The following is a 17,682-nucleotide window of genomic DNA, read 5'->3' on the forward strand; positions in this document are numbered from 1 at the left end:
ATCAAAACCTACGCTCTTATGGCGTTATTGCTGCTTAATTTTGTCCGAAGTATTGTATTAATACGCCTTAAATCACACTCAATCTACCAGAGCTAACATTTGAAGAACTTAAACAGAAATACCATAGGCACTTGATCGGGTGGCTCTTACTTATAATTCTACTCCCACCCAAGTTTCTCTAGCGTGGCTCATTGCTAATCCTACCATTACCGCACCTATTGTTAGTGCAACAAAGGTTGAGCAACTCAACGATATCATCAAAGCTGTCAATATAAATCTCGATCAAGATGCTATTGACCTTTTCAATCAAGCTAGTTCTTCAAACAGTTAGTATAGCTACCTTAACTGTGAGTATGTCAAGCAGTGCTTGCTATAAAATGCTACCTGCGGCTTTAATTAAATCGGCTGCTTTTTCGCCAATCATAATAATGGGCGCGTTTGTGTTGCCCCTGACCAGAGTTGGCATAATCGATGCATCCGCAACCCGCAATCCCTTAACCCCATATACTCGCAGTTCGGGATCTACCACTGCCATTGGATCAGTGCCCATTTTGCAAGTGCCAGCTGGATGATGTCCAGTACTGCAAGTTTCCCGGACGTAGGCAACGAGTGCTGCATCGCTAGTCACACTTTCCCCCGGAGCAATTTCCCTACCGCCAAACTCATCAAAACCACGAAACTGAAACAGTTGCCGCATTAATCGAATCCCGGCAATGAGAAGACGCACATCAGCTTCACTTTGCAAATAATTCATCCGTATAACTGGAGCATCTTGGGGGTCAGATGAGCGCAAACTGACACTGCCAATGTTTTGGAAACGAGTCAAAGAGACTACACCCGTGAATCCCCAATTGGGACGGACATAGCCAGGCGGTAAATATATATCGGGGCCGAAGAAGAACTGGACATCGGGTGCAGCCTCCAGGTTGCCCTCGCTATGAAAGAACAGTCCGGCTTCAGACACATTACTAGTGATAGCAGGGTGTACCTCTTGAGTCGTCTGTTGGGTTACTGGAACGATCAGGTGGTCTTGCAGGTTTTGACCGACCCCTGGCAAATCAGCCACGACAGAAATTCCTAGCCCTTGCAGGTATTCTGCATCGCCAATGCCGCTTTGCAGCAATAACTTGGGTGACTCAAACGCGCCCGCACTTAAAATTACTTCCTGGTTGACTCTGACCTGATGCAGCATTCCCTCGTGCAGATATTCCACTCCAACAGCGCGAGTTTCCTCAAACAACAAGCTCCTCACCAACGCTCCTGTCGTTATAGTCAAATTAGGACGCTGGAGAATCGGCAACAGGAAGGCAGCAGCAGCACTGTGCCGAAAACCATCTTTGATTGTCACCTGATAAAGTCCGGTTCCTGACTGCTGCATCCCGTTGAAATCAGGATTGTAGTCGTATCCCATTGCTACACAGGCATCGACAAAGCGTTGCGATACTACAGCAGGGGAAATCAGATCGGTGACGCTCAACTCACCATCAACTCCGTGGTAAGCATTGCTACCGCGTTGCTGGTTCTCAGACTTCTTAAAATAGGGCAAGACATCTTGGTACGACCAACCGGGATTTCCTAGTGCCTGCCAGTGGTCATAATCGTGAGGATTGCCCCGGATATAAATCATGAGATTGATTGAACTGCTGCCCCCCAAAACTTTGCCACGGGGACAAAACATTTTGCGATGATTCAAGTACGGCTCTGGTTCAGACAAATAGCCCCAGTCCACCTCGGAGCCTTGTAGATTGACACATTCCGGCGGAATATGAATCTCCGGTTTCGTATCTGGGCCGCCTGCTTCAAGGAGTAACACAGTTGTATCACTGTTTTGTGACATTCGGTTGGCGACAACGCAGCCTGCCGAACCTGCACCAATAACAATGTAGTCATACTTAGTAGTCATACGCCGACCTAGCACTCTCAAAATTAGCCAAAGAGCTTATTCTACAACGGTTTGAAGCTGCTTAACTGAGCCAGTGGAAAACCGACATAATCCTTGATGTAGCGATCGCACTCCCCAGAATCTGGAACGGAGTGCAGAAAAGAATTGTGGTTTCCTGCAACAACAGAGCTAGCAACATGAAGCCATTCTGGAGAACTCCCATAATTTTAACTGCGATCTGCGATCGCTGGAGCTACCGTCATCGCTATCTTGATTTTCCAAAGAACTAACCAGCCATCCATCCCCCTTACTGAAGAATGGATAGCTACACAAGTGATAGATGGGGACAGCATCACAGTCCGCCAAACCGATGGTAGCCAAATCGAAGTTGAGCTTTGTGGAATTGATGCCCCACAAGTGAAACAAGGTGAAGTGCCAGCACAAGCATTCAGTAATGAAGCAAAAGATAAACTACTCAAGCTAGTCGCTGCTGCCGATAACCAAGTGATGATTATTCCAGTAGCAAAAGACAGCGATGGGCGTACTGTTGCTGAAGTGATGGCTCACGGGCAGGGTGAGGCTGAGATTAGTTTTCAAGAGGAAATGCTTAAAAGCGGCTTGGCTAAAACGCGACTTGGTGAAGTGGAATGCCCGAATCAAATAGCTTTCGAGAATGCCCAGAGGATAGCGATCGCTTCTAAAACTGGAGTGTGGAGTTAGGACAAACAAAATCTGCATTAAAGCTAAAACTAGAAGCAACAATTATAAAGAAAACAGGTTCTTGCGCTTGTTAGTCATGGCAACTAAATGTGGCATAGAATCCGACAAGTCAGACCACCAACGATCTAATTACCATTGATTTAAGCTACTACTGATAACCGTACTGCAAAATTTGGCTAGTCGTGTTTGAGCCGAGATATTAACGATGGGGCGTAACGGCAAGCACCAAATGCCCACCCGTCCAGACCGTGGCTCCCAGAGTATGCAGGATAACCAGAATTTTGAACAGCATCAGAAGCAATAAATCAGGACTTATTATCTCTTATGTCAGGATTTGTTAATTTATTTAGGGTGATTGAGCTATTTACCTCCAATTTTGTAAATATAGATACAAAAAATATTTATTTTATTCTTTCTGGTTTAGTCGCAGAGAGTAATGCTTGCAAGTTTTAATAGATTACAGATGCAGAAAGCCTATGTCCCATCAAACAGTTTCGGTTAATTCGACCGCCCCGACTCTGGCAACCCAGATCCCTTCAGATTGGAACCCCGTCTGCCACATCACGTACAACCGAGATACCTGGGTAAAGTTGCTCCAACCACCCAGTGACTATGCCTTTGAGGAAGCCAAGTTGCTCTGCCAGGAATCCTCAGTTACCTGGGTTGCCTGGGTGCCAGATTACGGTGAAGTGGTACTTGATCGCGGTGATTTTTATTGCTAATCAAAAGCATGGTTGATATACCCACCAGCTATTTCGCTAATGTTTTATTTGCCGGGTTAACAATGCAAGGTCAAGGTCTGGCTGGTATGGGCAAGTAAGTAATTCAGGTATTAAACAGGTTGAGTGTGATGAACGTCGATTCGGCTATTGATTGGGATGAAATATTTGAGTATCTGCCGGGGACAGTGGTAGAACTCAAAAATAATCCTGGGGTTTTGCATCAGATTGATTACTATGAAACCACAATGGTTCCTCCAATCTGGTTGGTGAACGATCCGCGTCCGCGTTACCCTCACGAGTTGCAAATTGTCTCTCGTCGTGACATCCAGGTTTGTGAGATAGGGTCGCAGGTTGTTGCATTCCGAGCAAGTGCTGCCTCTGGTATTTAGCGTGAATTAACTACCAAAAATTGAACTTAAATTTTGAGGATTGAGTGCAGCTTGGCTAATAACCTCTAACAAGAACAAACCTACATCCTTGAGCAGTAATTCATTTTGCTGAGTAATCTTGTAATTAGTAGCATTGGCTGGCGAATCACAATCAGATTTTTTTACACAGGGTCTTGCTTTCAGTTTTCCCGCAATAGTGGCTTTTCTAACGGCTTGCTGAGATCGCGAATTTTGGTACTTTAGCTTGTGTCAGTCCAGTAGCCAATGCTAGGAGGCTTCCGATGAGCTTTAGAGATTTGAGCATAACTACGAGCGCAGTAATTGTCACTTGCTCTTGGTCAAAAGCAGAAATTTTATAAAAACTAACTAAATTACGTAATCTTACTACTTACATTGTACTTAAGCTTACTTTAAAACAGAAAAGACTTGTGAGCATAGTACTTGCTTGCTTACAAGTATTAATTCAGTAATTACTACTATTTTTACTAATTAATCTGCTGCCAAATTTTCAATACTAATATAGGCTAACAATGGCGCAAACTGTGAACCATTCACCCGGTTCCATAGTCACCTGTCGCAGTCGGCAATGGGTAGTACTACCTTCTGAAAACCAGGATGTTATTCGCTTACGACCGCTTTCTGGCAACGAAGATGAAATAGCTGGTATTTATCAACAACTTTTACAAGAAAAATTAGAGAACATCCAATCAGCGACATTTCCCTTACCTCAAGCTAATAGCGTACAAGACCATGCAGCTGCACTTTTACTCATGGATGCTGCACGTCTTTTACTCCGTAGCGGTGCAGGCCCTTTTCGCTGTTTAGGGCGGTTATCACTGCGTCCTCGTCCTTACCAGTTAGTCCCTTTGTTGATGGCACTAAAGTTAGAGACGGTAAAATTACTGGTAGCTGATGATGTAGGGATTGGTAAGACCATCGAAGCTGGATTAATAGCTCGTGAATTGCTAGACCGAGGAGAGATGAAGCGAATTGCAGTGCTTTGTCCACCGCACTTATGTGACCAGTGGCAGCAGGAATTACATGAAAAGTTTCATATTGATGCGGTGGTTGTACGCTCTGGTACAGCTTCCAAGTTAGAGCGGAATATACCAAATAATGACAGTATTTTTAGTTATTATCGCCACCTGATTGTGAGCTTGGACTATGCCAAAGCAGAGCGTCGTCGTGCTAGTTTTATAACTCACTGCCCTGACTTAGTGATTGTGGATGAAGCACATACTTGCGCCCGTCCAAATAAAACCACTACATCACAGCAGCAGCGACACCAGCTGATTACAGAAATTGCTCAAAAACAAGAACAGCATTTACTGTTACTTACAGCTACTCCTCACAGTGGGATTGAAGAATCTTTTCTCTCACTTTTAGGTTTGCTGAAGCCGGAGTTTGAGCATTTCAATCTCAATAGCTTAACTGACAAACAACGTGACCACTTAGCGAATCATTTTGTTCAGCGCAGACGGGCAGATGTCAAGCTTTGGCTAGGGAATGAAACTCCTTTTCCTGAACGAGAGTCAAGCGAAGAATCATATAAGTTATCGAAAGAGTACAAAGAACTATTTGATGAAGTCTATGATTTTGCCCGTGGACTAGTGAAAACGACTACGGCGCACATGAGTCATGCTCAACGTCGGGGAAGATACTGGTCGGCTTTGGCTTTGATCCGTTGTGTCATGTCTTCACCTGCGGCTGCGATCGCTACATTAAATCGCCAAGTTAGTAAATCAAGTGATCGCTTACTGGGCGATTTAGACGAAGATTTGATGAGTTCTTATGTCCACGATCCCACAGAACAGGAACAAGCGGTTGATGCCTCACCAACTTTGGTCATAGAACAGGGACAGCAAAGTTACAAAGACGCAGACAAACGCAAGTTAAAAGCTTTTGTGCAATCAGCAGAAAAGTTGCAAGGTGGCAAAGACCAAAAACTGCAATCGTGCATTGCTACGGTAGAATCTCTGCTTAAAGACGAGATGAACCCGATTGTCTGGTGTCGCTATATTGCTACGGCAAACTATGTAGCTGATGCTCTCAGACAGAAATTAGAGAAAAAAGGTAGTCAGATCCGCGTAATTGCGATTACTGGAGAACTTTCTGAAGACGAGCGGGAAACTCGACTAGAAGAGTTAAAATCTTATCCCCAAAGAGTACTAGTTGCTACAGACTGTTTGAGCGAAGGAGTCAACCTGCAAACGCACTTCAGTGCAGTAATTCACTACGATTTACCCTGGAATCCTAATCGATTAGAACAACGCGAAGGACGTATTGACCGCTACGGCCAAACAGCAACTAAAGTGAAAGCCTGTTTGCTTTATGGTCGGGATAATCCTGTTGATGGTGCAGTTCTAGATGTTCTGATTCGCAAAGCTGTGCAGATTCACAAGTCTTTAGGGATTACTGTTCCCGTACCGATGGAAAGTACTACTGTAGCAGAAGCAGTATTTAAATCCCTTTTTGAACGTACTACTGAAGTTATTCAGTTATCGCTGTTTGAGTTTCAAGAAGAATCTGCGGTTGATAAAGTTCATAAGAATTGGGACAAGGCAGTAGAACGTGAAAAAACCAATCGGACTCGCTTTGCTCAACGTGCCATTAAGCCTGAGCAAGTAGAACAAGAATTAATTGACTCTGATCAGATTTTAGGGAATGAGCAGGATGTAGAGCGGTTTGTCCTATCGGCTTGCCTTCGCATTTCTTGTTCTTTAATTAAGAAAAAGCAGGGATGGTTACTTTCTCAACCACCGGATTTTCTCAAGTCAACTTTAGGGGATAAGTCGCGTTTACTCTCTTTTACCACCCCAGCACCGGAGGGCGTGGAATACGTAGGCCGGAATCACCCTTTAGTAGAAGGCTTGGCACGGTACATCTTAGAAGATGCACTCTCCTATACTACAGAACCGATCGCAGCACGATGCGGCTTTACTACAACTAATGCGGTACAAAAGCGCACAACTTTGCTGCTGGTAAGGTTACGGCATTTGCTAGACAGTTCTAAACGTACTACAGAAACGCGAAATACCACATCTCTACTAGCAGAAGAATGCGCGGTTATTGGCTTTACAGGTTCGCCCTCTAGCCCTAGCTGGTTGACGCAGTTGGAAGCAATATCACTACTGCAACAAGCGAAGCCAGTCAGCGATGCTGGTAAAGCTATCAAGCAGGTGGAAATTAGTGAGTTACTTCAAAGGCTAGAAGAACTCCAGCCAGATTTGGAAAAGTTTGCCAGAGAAAGAGCAGAAGAACTTTTACAAAGCCATAGACGCGTCAGAACAATGACCCAAGAAGGCCGAATTCGCGTCACCCCTCAATTGCCGATGGATGTTCTCGGCATTTTCATCCTCCAACCCGGACGTAAGTAAAAGGCTGGTCATAGTGCAAACGTACTGCTAACAGCCATTAATTTTTTATTTTTAATTCTCCAGATATGAAAACTACATTAACTGCGCTTCAAATCGAAGGAAATTTACTAGCTCCAGATATGACTGCCCAAATGCTAGAAGGCAGCATCAAAGGACAATTACCAGAAGACTTTGGTTTTAATAAAACTGATAAATTAGCAGATGAAATTGCTACTGCCTGGGGTGATGCTAAAGCATACTGGGCAGTATTTCAACGCGCATTGGCAAGGCTCGATGAGAATAACTCAGCTACTACAATTACCCGTGAACTTTGGACAGTGCCATTACTGCAAAGTCTAGGTTATGAACCTGTATACACTGCAACAGCCGAAGTAGTAGAAGGACAAACCTATGCGATTTCCCATCGTGGGGAACCAGGAGAAAATAAACCACCTATCCACATTATTGGTTGTCGGCTAGAAATCGATAAACGTCCTCCCAGTGGGACACCCAGGTTATCGGCACACGCACTGGTGCAGGAATATCTTAACAAGACAGAGCATCTGTGGGCGATCGCAACCAATGGTTATCGCTGGCGATTACTGCGTGACTCTTCGTTGATGACTCGGCTTACTTATATCGAATTTGACTTAGAACAGATTCTCGACGGCGAGAACTTTGCTGAGTTTGGGCTATTTTATCGGCTGTTCCACCGTTCCCGCTTGCCTGAAGGTGTAGATGATGCAGACAAGTGTTTGCTGGAATACTATCACCAAGAGGCAATTCAACAAGGCGGACGGGTACGCGAAAAACTACGGGATGGGGTTGAAAAAGCCTTAATTCAGCTAGGTAATGGCTTTATTCAACATCCGCAAAACGAACGCCTGCGTCAAAAACTTGGAATTATCCCCAATTATGAAGCAGAAGTTACAAATTACGAATTCTATCGCCAATTGTTACGATTAATTTATCGCTTGCTGTTTTTAATGGTGGCAGAATCTCGCAATTTATTATTAATTGGAGAAGACTTAGAGAAAACGCGAATCTACCGAGAATATTACAGTATTGAACGCTTGCGAGAGTTAGCCGAACGTCCTCATTGGCGACGGGAAGGTTTTCAAGATTTATGGCAAGGTTTGTGGGTAACTTTCTTGCTGTTTGATGAAAACTGGCGCGGTGAAGTACTAGGTTTGTCTCCCCTCAATGGAGATTTATTTGGTTCGGGTACTCTTTCAGCTTTAGATAATTGTGCAATTGATAATCATGATTTACTGATAGCGCTTCGTCAGCTATCGTTATACCAAGACAAGGGACAACTACGGCGAGTTAATTATGAATATTTAGACGTAGAAGAACTAGGAAGTGTGTATGAAAGTTTACTTGATTTTCATCCACAAGTAATTTTGCATCAAGGGATATATGAATTTGCTTTAGTTTTTGGCAGCGACAGGAAAACTACTGGCTCTTATTATACTCCGCCACAGCTTGTACAACAACTGATAAAAACTGCACTTGTACCAGTAATTGAAGAAAAACTTCGCAGTATAAAACAGCAGCTGGGCAATTCAGAAAACAATCAAGAATTAGAAAAAGCACTTCTTAGTTTAAAGGTATGTGACCCTGCTTGTGGTTCAGGTCATTTTCTTTTAGCAGCAGCAAGGCGTATTGGTAAAGAATTAGCCAAAGTCCGTACAGGTGAAGGAGAGCCTGGAATTGAACCTTTAAAATTAGCAATTCGAGATGTTATTCAAAATTGTATTTATGGGGTGGATTTAAACCCGTTAGCAGTGGATTTATGCAAGGTTGCGTTATGGATTGAAGGATTTCCTGGTAAGTTACCACTTAGCTTTTTAGACCACAGAATTAAATGTGGTAATTCCTTGGTTGGAGTATTAGATATTAGTTGCCTAGATGAAGGAATACCCGATGAAGCGTTTAAAGCTGTAACTGGGGATGATAAACCATTAGCAATACAGCTTAAAAAGCGAAATAAGAAAGAACGGGAAAATCAAGATCAACTATCAATTTATGAAAAGTTAGCAACTGATAATATAGATTATGCAGAAATGTGGCGAGAATTGGGGGTAATTCCTGAGACGACACCACAAGAAGTTAGAAGTAAACAAAAGAAATATAAAGAGAATCTACAAGAACCTAATTGGTGGGTCAAGTTTTCTGCCTGTAACTTATGGACAGCAGCATTTGTTATGCCGCTAACTGAACATAATGGGTAATGGTTTAGTTCCACTCTATGAAGCAAAGATGTTTCACCAGTTTGATCACCGTTACTCAACCTATGAAGATGCAACACAAGCACAGCTTAATGTCGGAATATTGCCTAAACCATTAGAAGAAGTAAAGCAAAATCCACATTTTGCTGTTCAGCCGCGTTATTGGGTGAGTCGAGTTGATCTGAAAAATCGTTTAGCTGAAAAGTGGAATAAAGATTGGCTTTTGGGTTTTAGAAGTATTTGTAGGTCAACTGATGAACGTACTGCTATTTTTAGTGTATTACCTAAAATTGCTATAGGACATAAAGCACCACTTGTTTTGATTAATAAAAAATTTATCTCATTAATTGGTTGCCTCTTAGCTAATTTAAATTCCTTAGTATTTGATTTCGTAACTAGACAAAAAATGGGTGGAACTGACTTTAGTTATTTCATCCTAAAACAACTCCCCGTTCTTCCCCCAGAATTATACACCGCAGAAGATATCAAATTTATTAGTGATCGCGTACTCGAATTAGTCTACACCGCCTGGGACTTGCAACCCTTCGCCAAAGATATGGGATACGACGGCGAACCCTTCATTTGGAACCCCAACAGACGCGCATTATTAAGAGCAGAATTAGACGCACATTACGCCAAACTCTACGGACTCACCCGTGATGAACTGCGATATATCCTAGACCCTGCTGATATCTATGGCGCAGACTTCCCCAGCGAAACATTCCGCGTTTTAAAGAATAACGAAATTAAACAGTTTGGTGAATACCGCACACAGAGATTAGTTTTGGAGGCATGGGATAGAATGTTTGACACCTAAATTAAACCTGATTATTCTTACAGCAGATTGTAGATAAACCAAGTACAAAATCTAGAATCAAAACTAGATACTTAGCCTATTTTACTCAAGATTTCTGAAGTTTGCTGTAATTAAGACGCATATTAGATTTTATTCAATTTCTTCTTAATAAAATTAGATTGGTAAGCAATGAAAGTATTAGCAATTGTTGGTATGGCTGGTTCTGGTAAAAGTACAGTAGCTGAATATTTTAAAAATCATAACTTGCCTGTATTAAGCTTTGGAGACTTAATCAGAGAAGAAATCTTAAAACGCGGACTAGAAATTACGCCCCTGACAGAGCCAATAGTTAGAGAAGAAATCAGAAATCAGTATGGAATGGATGCTTGTGTAAAACTGTCTTTACCTTGGATTCAAGCTAAATTGATTAAAAATTCTTTTGTTATCATTGATGGCATAAGAAGCTTTAGTGAATATAAATCTCTGAAAAAAGAGTTTGGTGATAAATTAGTAGTCTTAGCTTTATTTACTTCCAAGCATATCCGTTATAAACGCCTAGCTTCTAGAACAATAAGACCATTTAAAAGAGATGAAGCCGAAGCACGAGATTATAGAGAAATCGAGAAAATAGAGCTAGGTGGAACTATAGCTATAGCAGATTTTATTATTATTAATGATGGTCTCCAAGAAGAATTATTTCAAAAAATAGAAAATTTACTTACTACTTTAGTTACAAAAGTTTCTTAATTTAATAAATCTAAACAGCTACTAAACACTCAAAAAATCAAACAATAGGTAAAATTATGGACTTACTTTTAGTTAATATACCAATCGATTTAGGTAAAAAACCCTATGATTTAGCTTTTTCATTTTTAAAAAGGCTGAATTTTGGCATTCTAGTAATCGCCTCTTATATGACAGAGAGAGGATTTAATGTTGGTATTTTTGACCCTCAATCCCATCCTGAAGAAGATTGTTTAATAAAACTTTTAAAAGAAATTGAGCAGACTTCACCTCATGTGATTGGTTTATCTTGCGTCAGTGGTTTTAGTTATCCTCCTTGCCTAAAAATAGCTAGCACAATTCGCAAGAGATTTCCATCTATTCCTATAATTGTTGGTGGTAAAGATCATGTTGGACAAATTGCAGAAACAGTATTATTGGAATGTTCAGCGATAGATATCGTAGTCAGAGGTGAAGGCGAGGAAGTTTTGTGTCAACTTGTTGACCATATTACTAACAAGAAACCTCTTGATACAGTTAATAATATTGTTTATCGTAATCTTAATGGAGAGATTTGCTCAACTCATTATGATTTAGCTTTCAATCCTCAAAAAATGACTCTACTTAACTATAGTCTCTATCCCAATTTTCAGACATTTGCACCAAGTTTGGAAGTTGGTAGAGGTTGTACTTTCGGCTGTGAATTCTGTGTTTCTGCAAAAACTGGAGTGCGTAAAAAGGACATACCCTCTATTATTGATGAAGCGGAATATATTACTGATATATATGGGGATAATGAAATTTGTATTTATCTAGAAACACCTATGTTTCTCATGCAAGATGAAGAAATATCCCAGTTAGCTATTCAACGTCAAGAGAGAGGTTTAAATTTTACCTGGAGAACTAGCACACGTGTAGAATATTTAACTCCAAACCGTCTCGATAAATTAGCAAAAGCTGGCTGTCGAATTTTGGATTTGGGATTAGAAAGTGCTTCTTTTGATATTCTTCTCCGAATGGGTAAAACTCGTGATCCCCAAAGGTATCTTGACAGAGCATCTGAAATACTGCGTGCTGCCTATGACCTTGGTATTATGATCAAGCTCAATATTCTTTTTTATATAGGAGATACTTTAGAAACAATAGCAACAACATTTTCTTATCTTACTAAGAATATACCCTATGTCACTAGTGTTTCAGCATATCCTCTTTTGCTGTATCCTGGTTCATCTTTAGAAGGGGGAATAAAAGAAGAAGTTAAGCGTTATGGAGGAAATATTATTACAGATGCAGTTTGGCAGTCAAGACATCTATGGCCTATTAACCCTAGTTCAGAATTAACCTATGATTCTCTCCAAGAGCTAGGAGTTTTGTTTGCTAAATCTTTTCAGACTATCGACACTTTTTATACTCAAAAGCGATATGGTTATTTTTCTCCAAAAATTTCCTACACCGAATTTGTCGATGCTGCTATTAATTTTGGTATTGATTCTTTACCTTTTTCCAAAGATTTGAAAGAAACGGAATTAAATAGACAAGTACTTTGGGATTACTTAAAAGCTGGAATGTAAAACATGAGAATACTAGCTATTTGAGGCAGTTTTTATATTATCATAACAGCTTTTAATTATGAAAATCCCGGTCAAACTACAAGAATTAATCAAACAGCCAGAATCGGCTATTTTATCTATTAGTTCCCTCATCGGACAAAGATTAGCATTAGTTGATTGTACAAATATTGTTTCTGTCACTTCTGAACAACTAAACCTAATTTTCGCCCATGTTCCCCAAGAATGGGATCATGCAGAGCTAACAGAGATTTTTGACACTAACACCCTAACAGACACCTTTGCCAACCAACTTTACCAACACATTGACTATCGCTTAGGACGTACAGCCATACAACAAAAAGCCACGCCCCAATTATCAATTACTGATTCTCTTGATATTTTTAACTTTCGCAACGAGGTAATAGGCGACTACCGCCGCTATATTGAAAGCTTCCTTAAAATCCGCGATCGCAAAGTCAAAGAATTTGTAGACGCAGAATTAGACAAAGGGCAACTCTGGACTGATCCCCTAGTACAACTCAATCCTAGTTATAAAAAGGGTGCAACAGTCAAAGAATTAGTACAACAGCGAACGCTTCATCCAGACTGCGAGAAATATTTTTACAAAAAAGACGGCACACCCTTTACTTTCCACTACCACCAAAAGCAAGCATTTGAAACTGCACAACGCCAAGAACCTTACGTTGTTACTACAGGCACAGGTTCTGGTAAAAGCATGACTTACGTCGTGCCGATCTTCGATGATTTACTGCGTCATCCTGAAATTTCAGGAGTCAGGGCAATATTGGTTTATCCGATGAATGCCTTAATTAACTCCCAAAAAGAAGAACTCGACAAATTTTTACGCCAAGTTCCTAATACTCACATTCGTGTTGAAAAATACACTGGGCAAGAAAGTTTAACCAAGAAAACAGAAATTCAAAACAACCCACCCCATATTTTACTCACCAACTACGTGATGCTAGAGTTAATGCTCTCACGCACTCACGAAAATAAGCTGGTAGAGTCTCCCAATTTAAAATTCCTGATACTGGATGAATTACACACCTATCGGGGACGACAAGGTGCAGACGTTGCCATATTGATCCGCAAACTCCGTCAGCGTAGCAAAAGTAATGACGAATTACTCTGCATTGGCACAAGTGCCACCATGTCAACGGTCGGTTCCCGCGAACAACGCCGTCAAGTTGTGGCAGATGTCGCTAGTAAGTTATTTGGCGTGGAAATCAAACCCAGCAATGTCATTGATGAAACCCTAGAACGTTCTATCCAACGTCCTGAACCTACTATTGAACAACTGTGCCAAGGAATCTTGGCAGGTTTACCAACCGAGTTAGAACAAACACTAACAGAATTCCGAAACCACTCCCTGAGCTACTGGATCGAGATGAACTTCGGTTTAGAAGAAAGAGAAGGGTATCTCGTTCGCCGTCAACCCATTAGTTTAGAAACAGGTGCAGGCAAACTTGCCCAACAAACCCAGCTTCTAGAGGAAACTTGTTTAACAGTCCTCAAACAGATGTTCCTTTGGGGAAGCAAGATTAATGGACTTGCTTTTCGCCTACATCAGTTCATTTCCCAAGGGGGAAGCGTTTACGCCACTATTGAAAATCGAGACAAACGTCATTTAACCCTTGAAGGACAATATACAACTACCGACAACCGCCTGCTTTATCCCCTCGTTTTTTGCCGGGAATGCGGACAAGATTACTATGTCGTGCGCTACGATGCCGATAAGCACATTATCCTACCCCAATTGCCTACTGCATTAGATATTAGTCCTGATGATGCAGATATTACCGAAGGTTATCTTACGCTTGATGAACCAGAACTTTGGGATACAAGCGATGAAGATAGACTTCCTGACTCTTGGTTTAGTGAAACCAAAAAGAAAGGACGGGTTGCCAAAAAAGACTTTGCGCGATTTATTCCCCGAAAACTTCAAATCCTACCTAATGGTAAAGTTACATCCTCCTTGTTGCAAGGAACCACTTGTTGGTTTATTCCTAAGCCCTTTTTGACCTGTCTCAACTGCGGCGTACTTCATGACAAAAAGCGAAACGAATTTGCTAAACTCTCTCGCCTCAGCAGTGAAGGACGCAGTACCGCTACCACTCTACTTTGTCTTTCTACCACCAGCCGCCTCAAGCAAGTGTTTACAGGGGAGAAAGCTAAAGCCGCCAAAATCCTTAGTTTTACCGATAACCGTCAAGATGCGTCTTTACAAGCGGGACATTTCAATGATTTTGTCCAAACCAGTTTCTTACGGGCTGCACTTTTAGGCGCAATTCAAGCCAAAGGGCAACTCACCCACAGCGAATTAGCTAGTGTAGTCGTGCAGTACATGGGAATTACTCAAAACGACTATGCCAAGCAACCAGCAGAATTTAGTGGCGGTAAGCGGCGCAATGAAGAAGCCTTTCGCAAACTGATTGAATATCGTCTTTACGAAGACTTGCGTCGGGGATGGCGCATCGTCCAACCCAACCTCGAACAGTGCGGACTGTTGGTAATTGAGTATAATGGGCTACAAGAAGACTGTGCTGACAACAACCTTTGGCAAAAACACCGCCATCCTCTTTTACTACAAGCCACTCCGCAAGAACGTTTCATCATTACCCAAGCATTCCTCAACCATTTGCGACGAGAACTGGCAATTGATGCCAAACTTTTACAACCAGACCAAAAAGATTCACTCAAAAGCGAAGTCATTCAAGCTCTTAAAGAACCTTGGGTATTCGATGAGAACGAATACTTATACTTAGCAACTTGGGCAACTATTAGCACTGGTGGTAATGAAAGAGCAAAAGTTAAACTGACTACTAGAAGTAAAATTGGACGATTTTTGCGTTCGCCAAATACATGGTCGCTCCGCAGCCAACTTTTAACAGATGTAGAGTTCAACAGCTTAATCACTACTTTAATTGATGCTTTGTGTGATGCTGGCTACCTAGTGCAAGAAAAATCTGAGGTACAGCTACGCATAGACTCATTACTATGGAAAGCAACCAACCTCAAGGAAATTCCTACCGATCCCTTAACATCGCGTCGCTTGCAAGGTAACGATAAACCCAATATTTCAGTTAACCAATTTTTCCAAGGTTTCTACCAAACCAATGCCTTGCAAATCCAAACAATGGAAGGGCGAGAGCATACCGGACAGGTAAGCAACAAAGACCGTCAAGAACGGGAAGAAAAATTTCGTCAAGGACAATTAGCTGCATTGTTTTGTTCTCCGACAATGGAATTAGGCATCGACATTTCCGACCTTAGCGTTGTCCATCTCCGAAACGTTCCCCCCAGCCCCGCTAATTACGCTCAACGTAGCGGTCGTGCTGGTAGAAGTGGACAGCAAGCTTTAGTAATTACTTATGCTTCCATTGGTAGCGGTCACGATCAATACTTTTTCAAACGACAAAATCAAATGGTTGCTGGGGTAGTTGCCCCACCAAAACTAGAGCTAGCCAATCAAGATTTAATTAAATCTCATGTGTATTCGATCTGGCTGGCACATACTGGGGTTTACTTGGAAGATTCCATGAATAAAATCTTGGATTTGGAATTAGAAAATTATCCTCTCAAAGACAGCATTCGCCAACAACTTACTCTGAGCCAAGCCAAATTAACCCAATGTCTGCAAGCCGCCCAATCTATCTTCTCAGACTTTTTCTGCCAAGAGGATCTGCAAAAAGCTTCTTGGTATTCTGTAAATTGGTTACAGAATACCATCGAAAATGCTTTGAATGCTTTTGATCGGGCCTGTAAACGTTGGCGAGATTTATATATAGAGTCAGTTAAGCAGTTAGAATCTGCCCGTCGCACTATTGACCGTTTTGCTAGAGGTGATGTTGCCCAGGAAGAACGTAACAATGCGGAAGCACAGGCACGAGAAGCACAACGACAAATTGATTTACTTGTAGGACACAGCCAAGGCAAGAGTAATTCCCAGTTTGAATTTTATCCTTATCGTTACTTTGCCGCCGAAGGGTTTTTACCAGGGTTCAACTTCCCTCGCTTGCCAGTCCGAGCATTTATTCCGGCTGGTGAAGGTGGTGAATTCATCTCTCGCCCCCGCTTAATGGCATTACGGGAATTTGCTCCCAACAACATCCTTTACTACGAAGGTAGTAAATTCATGGTGGCCAAAACAAAAGTTCCTGTTGGTGGCATTGAAGGCGAGTATAAACGGGTGAGTGTCTGCGCTAACTGCGGGTATTACCACGATGGCGATTTTCGTGACACTTGTGAAAACTGCGGCGCAGAAATTAAACCTGATGCTCATGGCAATGTAGCTAAATTGACTCGTGTACTGCCAATGGAAACTGCGATCGCTCGTCGTCGAGAACGCATTACCTGCGACGAAGAAGAACGGCTCAAGTATGGCTATAACATTACAACTCACTTCCGCTACGCTAGCCAAAAACGTGAATCAGCTATTGTTCAAGCTGCCGACGGTACGCCACTGTTCAAATTAACTTATGGAGCTACAGCTACCATTTGGCGAATTAATCGGGGGCTGAAGAAGAATAGAGAAGAACGAGGATTTAAGCTTAATCCAACAACGGGTGTATGGGGCGACCATAAAAATCCACAGGCTCAACAGACACCCGATAGCTTGCATACCGAAGTCAATTTAATGGTTGATGATACTTGCAATATCTTGATTGTTGAGCCATTAAATGTTCCTGTTGAGGATAGAGAAGCTTTTATTGCCACCTTGCAATACACCTTAGAAACTGCAATTCAAGCCGTTTACAAATTAGAAGCCGATGAACTCGACTCTGAAAGACTAGGCGAAGGCAAATACCTGCTTTTTTGGGAAGCTGCTGAAGGTGGTGCAGGTGTACTCTCTCAGTTATTAGAAAAACCAGAGGCATTCAGAAAAATTGCTGATGCAGCTTTTGACATTTGTCATTTTACACAACCTAAAGACAGTTGTATTCAAGCTTGCTATGAATGCTTGCTCTCTTACCGCAATCAATTTGACCATGCACTCATAAATCGTCACCTAATCAAACCTTGGCTTGACCTCTTACTGGAAAGTAGCGTTATTAGTCAAGTCAAAGGGCTTTCTCGCGATCAGCAATATCAAAAATTGCTGGAACAGACAGACCCTAACTCTGATTTTGAGCGTGTGGTTTTGCAGGAAATTTATCAACGGGGATATAAATTACCCAATGCTGCTCAGAAATTTATTCCAGAGGCAAACTGTAAACCAGATTTTGTTTATGAGGAGGGGGTGAACGAAAAAAGGTGTGGCAGAGGAGTTAGCGGATGATCTACGCTAACATA

12 protein-coding genes are annotated in these 17,682 nt (G+C 41.8%); 10 read left to right on the forward strand and 2 right to left on the reverse strand.

What is annotated here, in order from left to right; all coding sequences use genetic code 11:
• The first annotated feature begins 139 nt into the window (after positions 1-139).
• Complete coding sequence (locus HWQ39_RS02925) at positions 140-331, forward strand: aldo/keto reductase (RefSeq protein WP_292841317.1); 192 nt, start codon at positions 140-142, stop codon at positions 329-331.
• Positions 332-370: 39 nt separating this feature from the next.
• Here HWQ39_RS02925 and HWQ39_RS02930 read toward each other — a convergent pair whose 3' ends face one another.
• Together HWQ39_RS02930 and HWQ39_RS02935 are read right to left on the reverse strand one after the other, a co-directional pair.
• Complete coding sequence (locus HWQ39_RS02930; RefSeq protein ID WP_292841319.1) at positions 371-1,903, reverse strand: GMC family oxidoreductase N-terminal domain-containing protein; 1,533 nt, start codon at positions 1,901-1,903, stop codon at positions 371-373.
• 61 nt (positions 1,904-1,964) lie between these two features.
• Positions 1,965-2,105: a hypothetical protein gene (locus tag HWQ39_RS02935; RefSeq protein ID WP_292841322.1), complete on the reverse strand. Its 141-nt coding sequence runs from the start codon at positions 2,103-2,105 to the stop codon at positions 1,965-1,967.
• Between the two features lie 47 nt (positions 2,106-2,152).
• Between HWQ39_RS02935 and HWQ39_RS02940 the strand changes: the two genes are divergently transcribed.
• The 9 genes from HWQ39_RS02940 to HWQ39_RS02980 all read left to right on the forward strand — a co-directional run bounded on the left by HWQ39_RS02940 (position 2,153) and on the right by HWQ39_RS02980 (position 17,668).
• Positions 2,153-2,602 (forward strand): thermonuclease family protein, encoded by a 450-nt coding sequence (locus HWQ39_RS02940; RefSeq protein ID WP_292841325.1) that lies wholly within the window; start codon positions 2,153-2,155, stop codon positions 2,600-2,602.
• A 476-nt stretch (positions 2,603-3,078) separates the two neighbouring features.
• Positions 3,079-3,324, forward strand: coding sequence for a hypothetical protein (locus HWQ39_RS02945; protein WP_292841328.1), 246 nt, complete (start codon positions 3,079-3,081; stop codon positions 3,322-3,324).
• A 128-nt stretch (positions 3,325-3,452) separates the two neighbouring features.
• Positions 3,453-3,713 carry a hypothetical protein gene (locus HWQ39_RS02950; RefSeq protein WP_292841331.1) on the forward strand — a complete coding sequence of 87 codons (261 nt, stop codon included), beginning with the start codon at positions 3,453-3,455 and terminating at the stop codon, positions 3,711-3,713.
• A 542-nt stretch (positions 3,714-4,255) separates the two neighbouring features.
• On the forward strand, positions 4,256-7,090 hold the full coding sequence (locus HWQ39_RS02955; RefSeq protein ID WP_292841334.1) for a helicase-related protein: 2,835 nt from the start codon (positions 4,256-4,258) through the stop codon (positions 7,088-7,090).
• Positions 7,091-7,155: 65 nt separating this feature from the next.
• A complete protein-coding gene (locus HWQ39_RS02960; protein ID WP_292841337.1) occupies positions 7,156-9,303 on the forward strand; it encodes a DNA methyltransferase in 2,148 nt (715 codons plus the stop codon).
• 28 nt (positions 9,304-9,331) lie between these two features.
• Positions 9,332-10,117, forward strand: a complete 786-nt coding sequence (locus HWQ39_RS02965; RefSeq protein WP_292841340.1) for a restriction endonuclease — start codon at positions 9,332-9,334, stop codon at positions 10,115-10,117.
• A gap of 168 nt (positions 10,118-10,285) precedes the next feature.
• Positions 10,286-10,843: an AAA family ATPase gene (locus HWQ39_RS02970; protein ID WP_292841343.1), complete on the forward strand. Its 558-nt coding sequence runs from the start codon at positions 10,286-10,288 to the stop codon at positions 10,841-10,843.
• 56 nt (positions 10,844-10,899) lie between these two features.
• Complete coding sequence (locus tag HWQ39_RS02975; RefSeq protein ID WP_292841346.1) at positions 10,900-12,390, forward strand: radical SAM protein; 1,491 nt, start codon at positions 10,900-10,902, stop codon at positions 12,388-12,390.
• 58 nt (positions 12,391-12,448) lie between these two features.
• Positions 12,449-17,668 (forward strand): DEAD/DEAH box helicase, encoded by a 5,220-nt coding sequence (locus HWQ39_RS02980; RefSeq protein ID WP_292841349.1) that lies wholly within the window; start codon positions 12,449-12,451, stop codon positions 17,666-17,668.
• Positions 17,669-17,682 lie beyond the last annotated feature (14 nt).

Origin of the sequence: Nostoc sp. NMS8 (assembly GCF_017115045.1) — a bacterium.
Lineage (GTDB): Bacteria > Cyanobacteriota > Cyanobacteriia > Cyanobacteriales > Nostocaceae > Nostoc.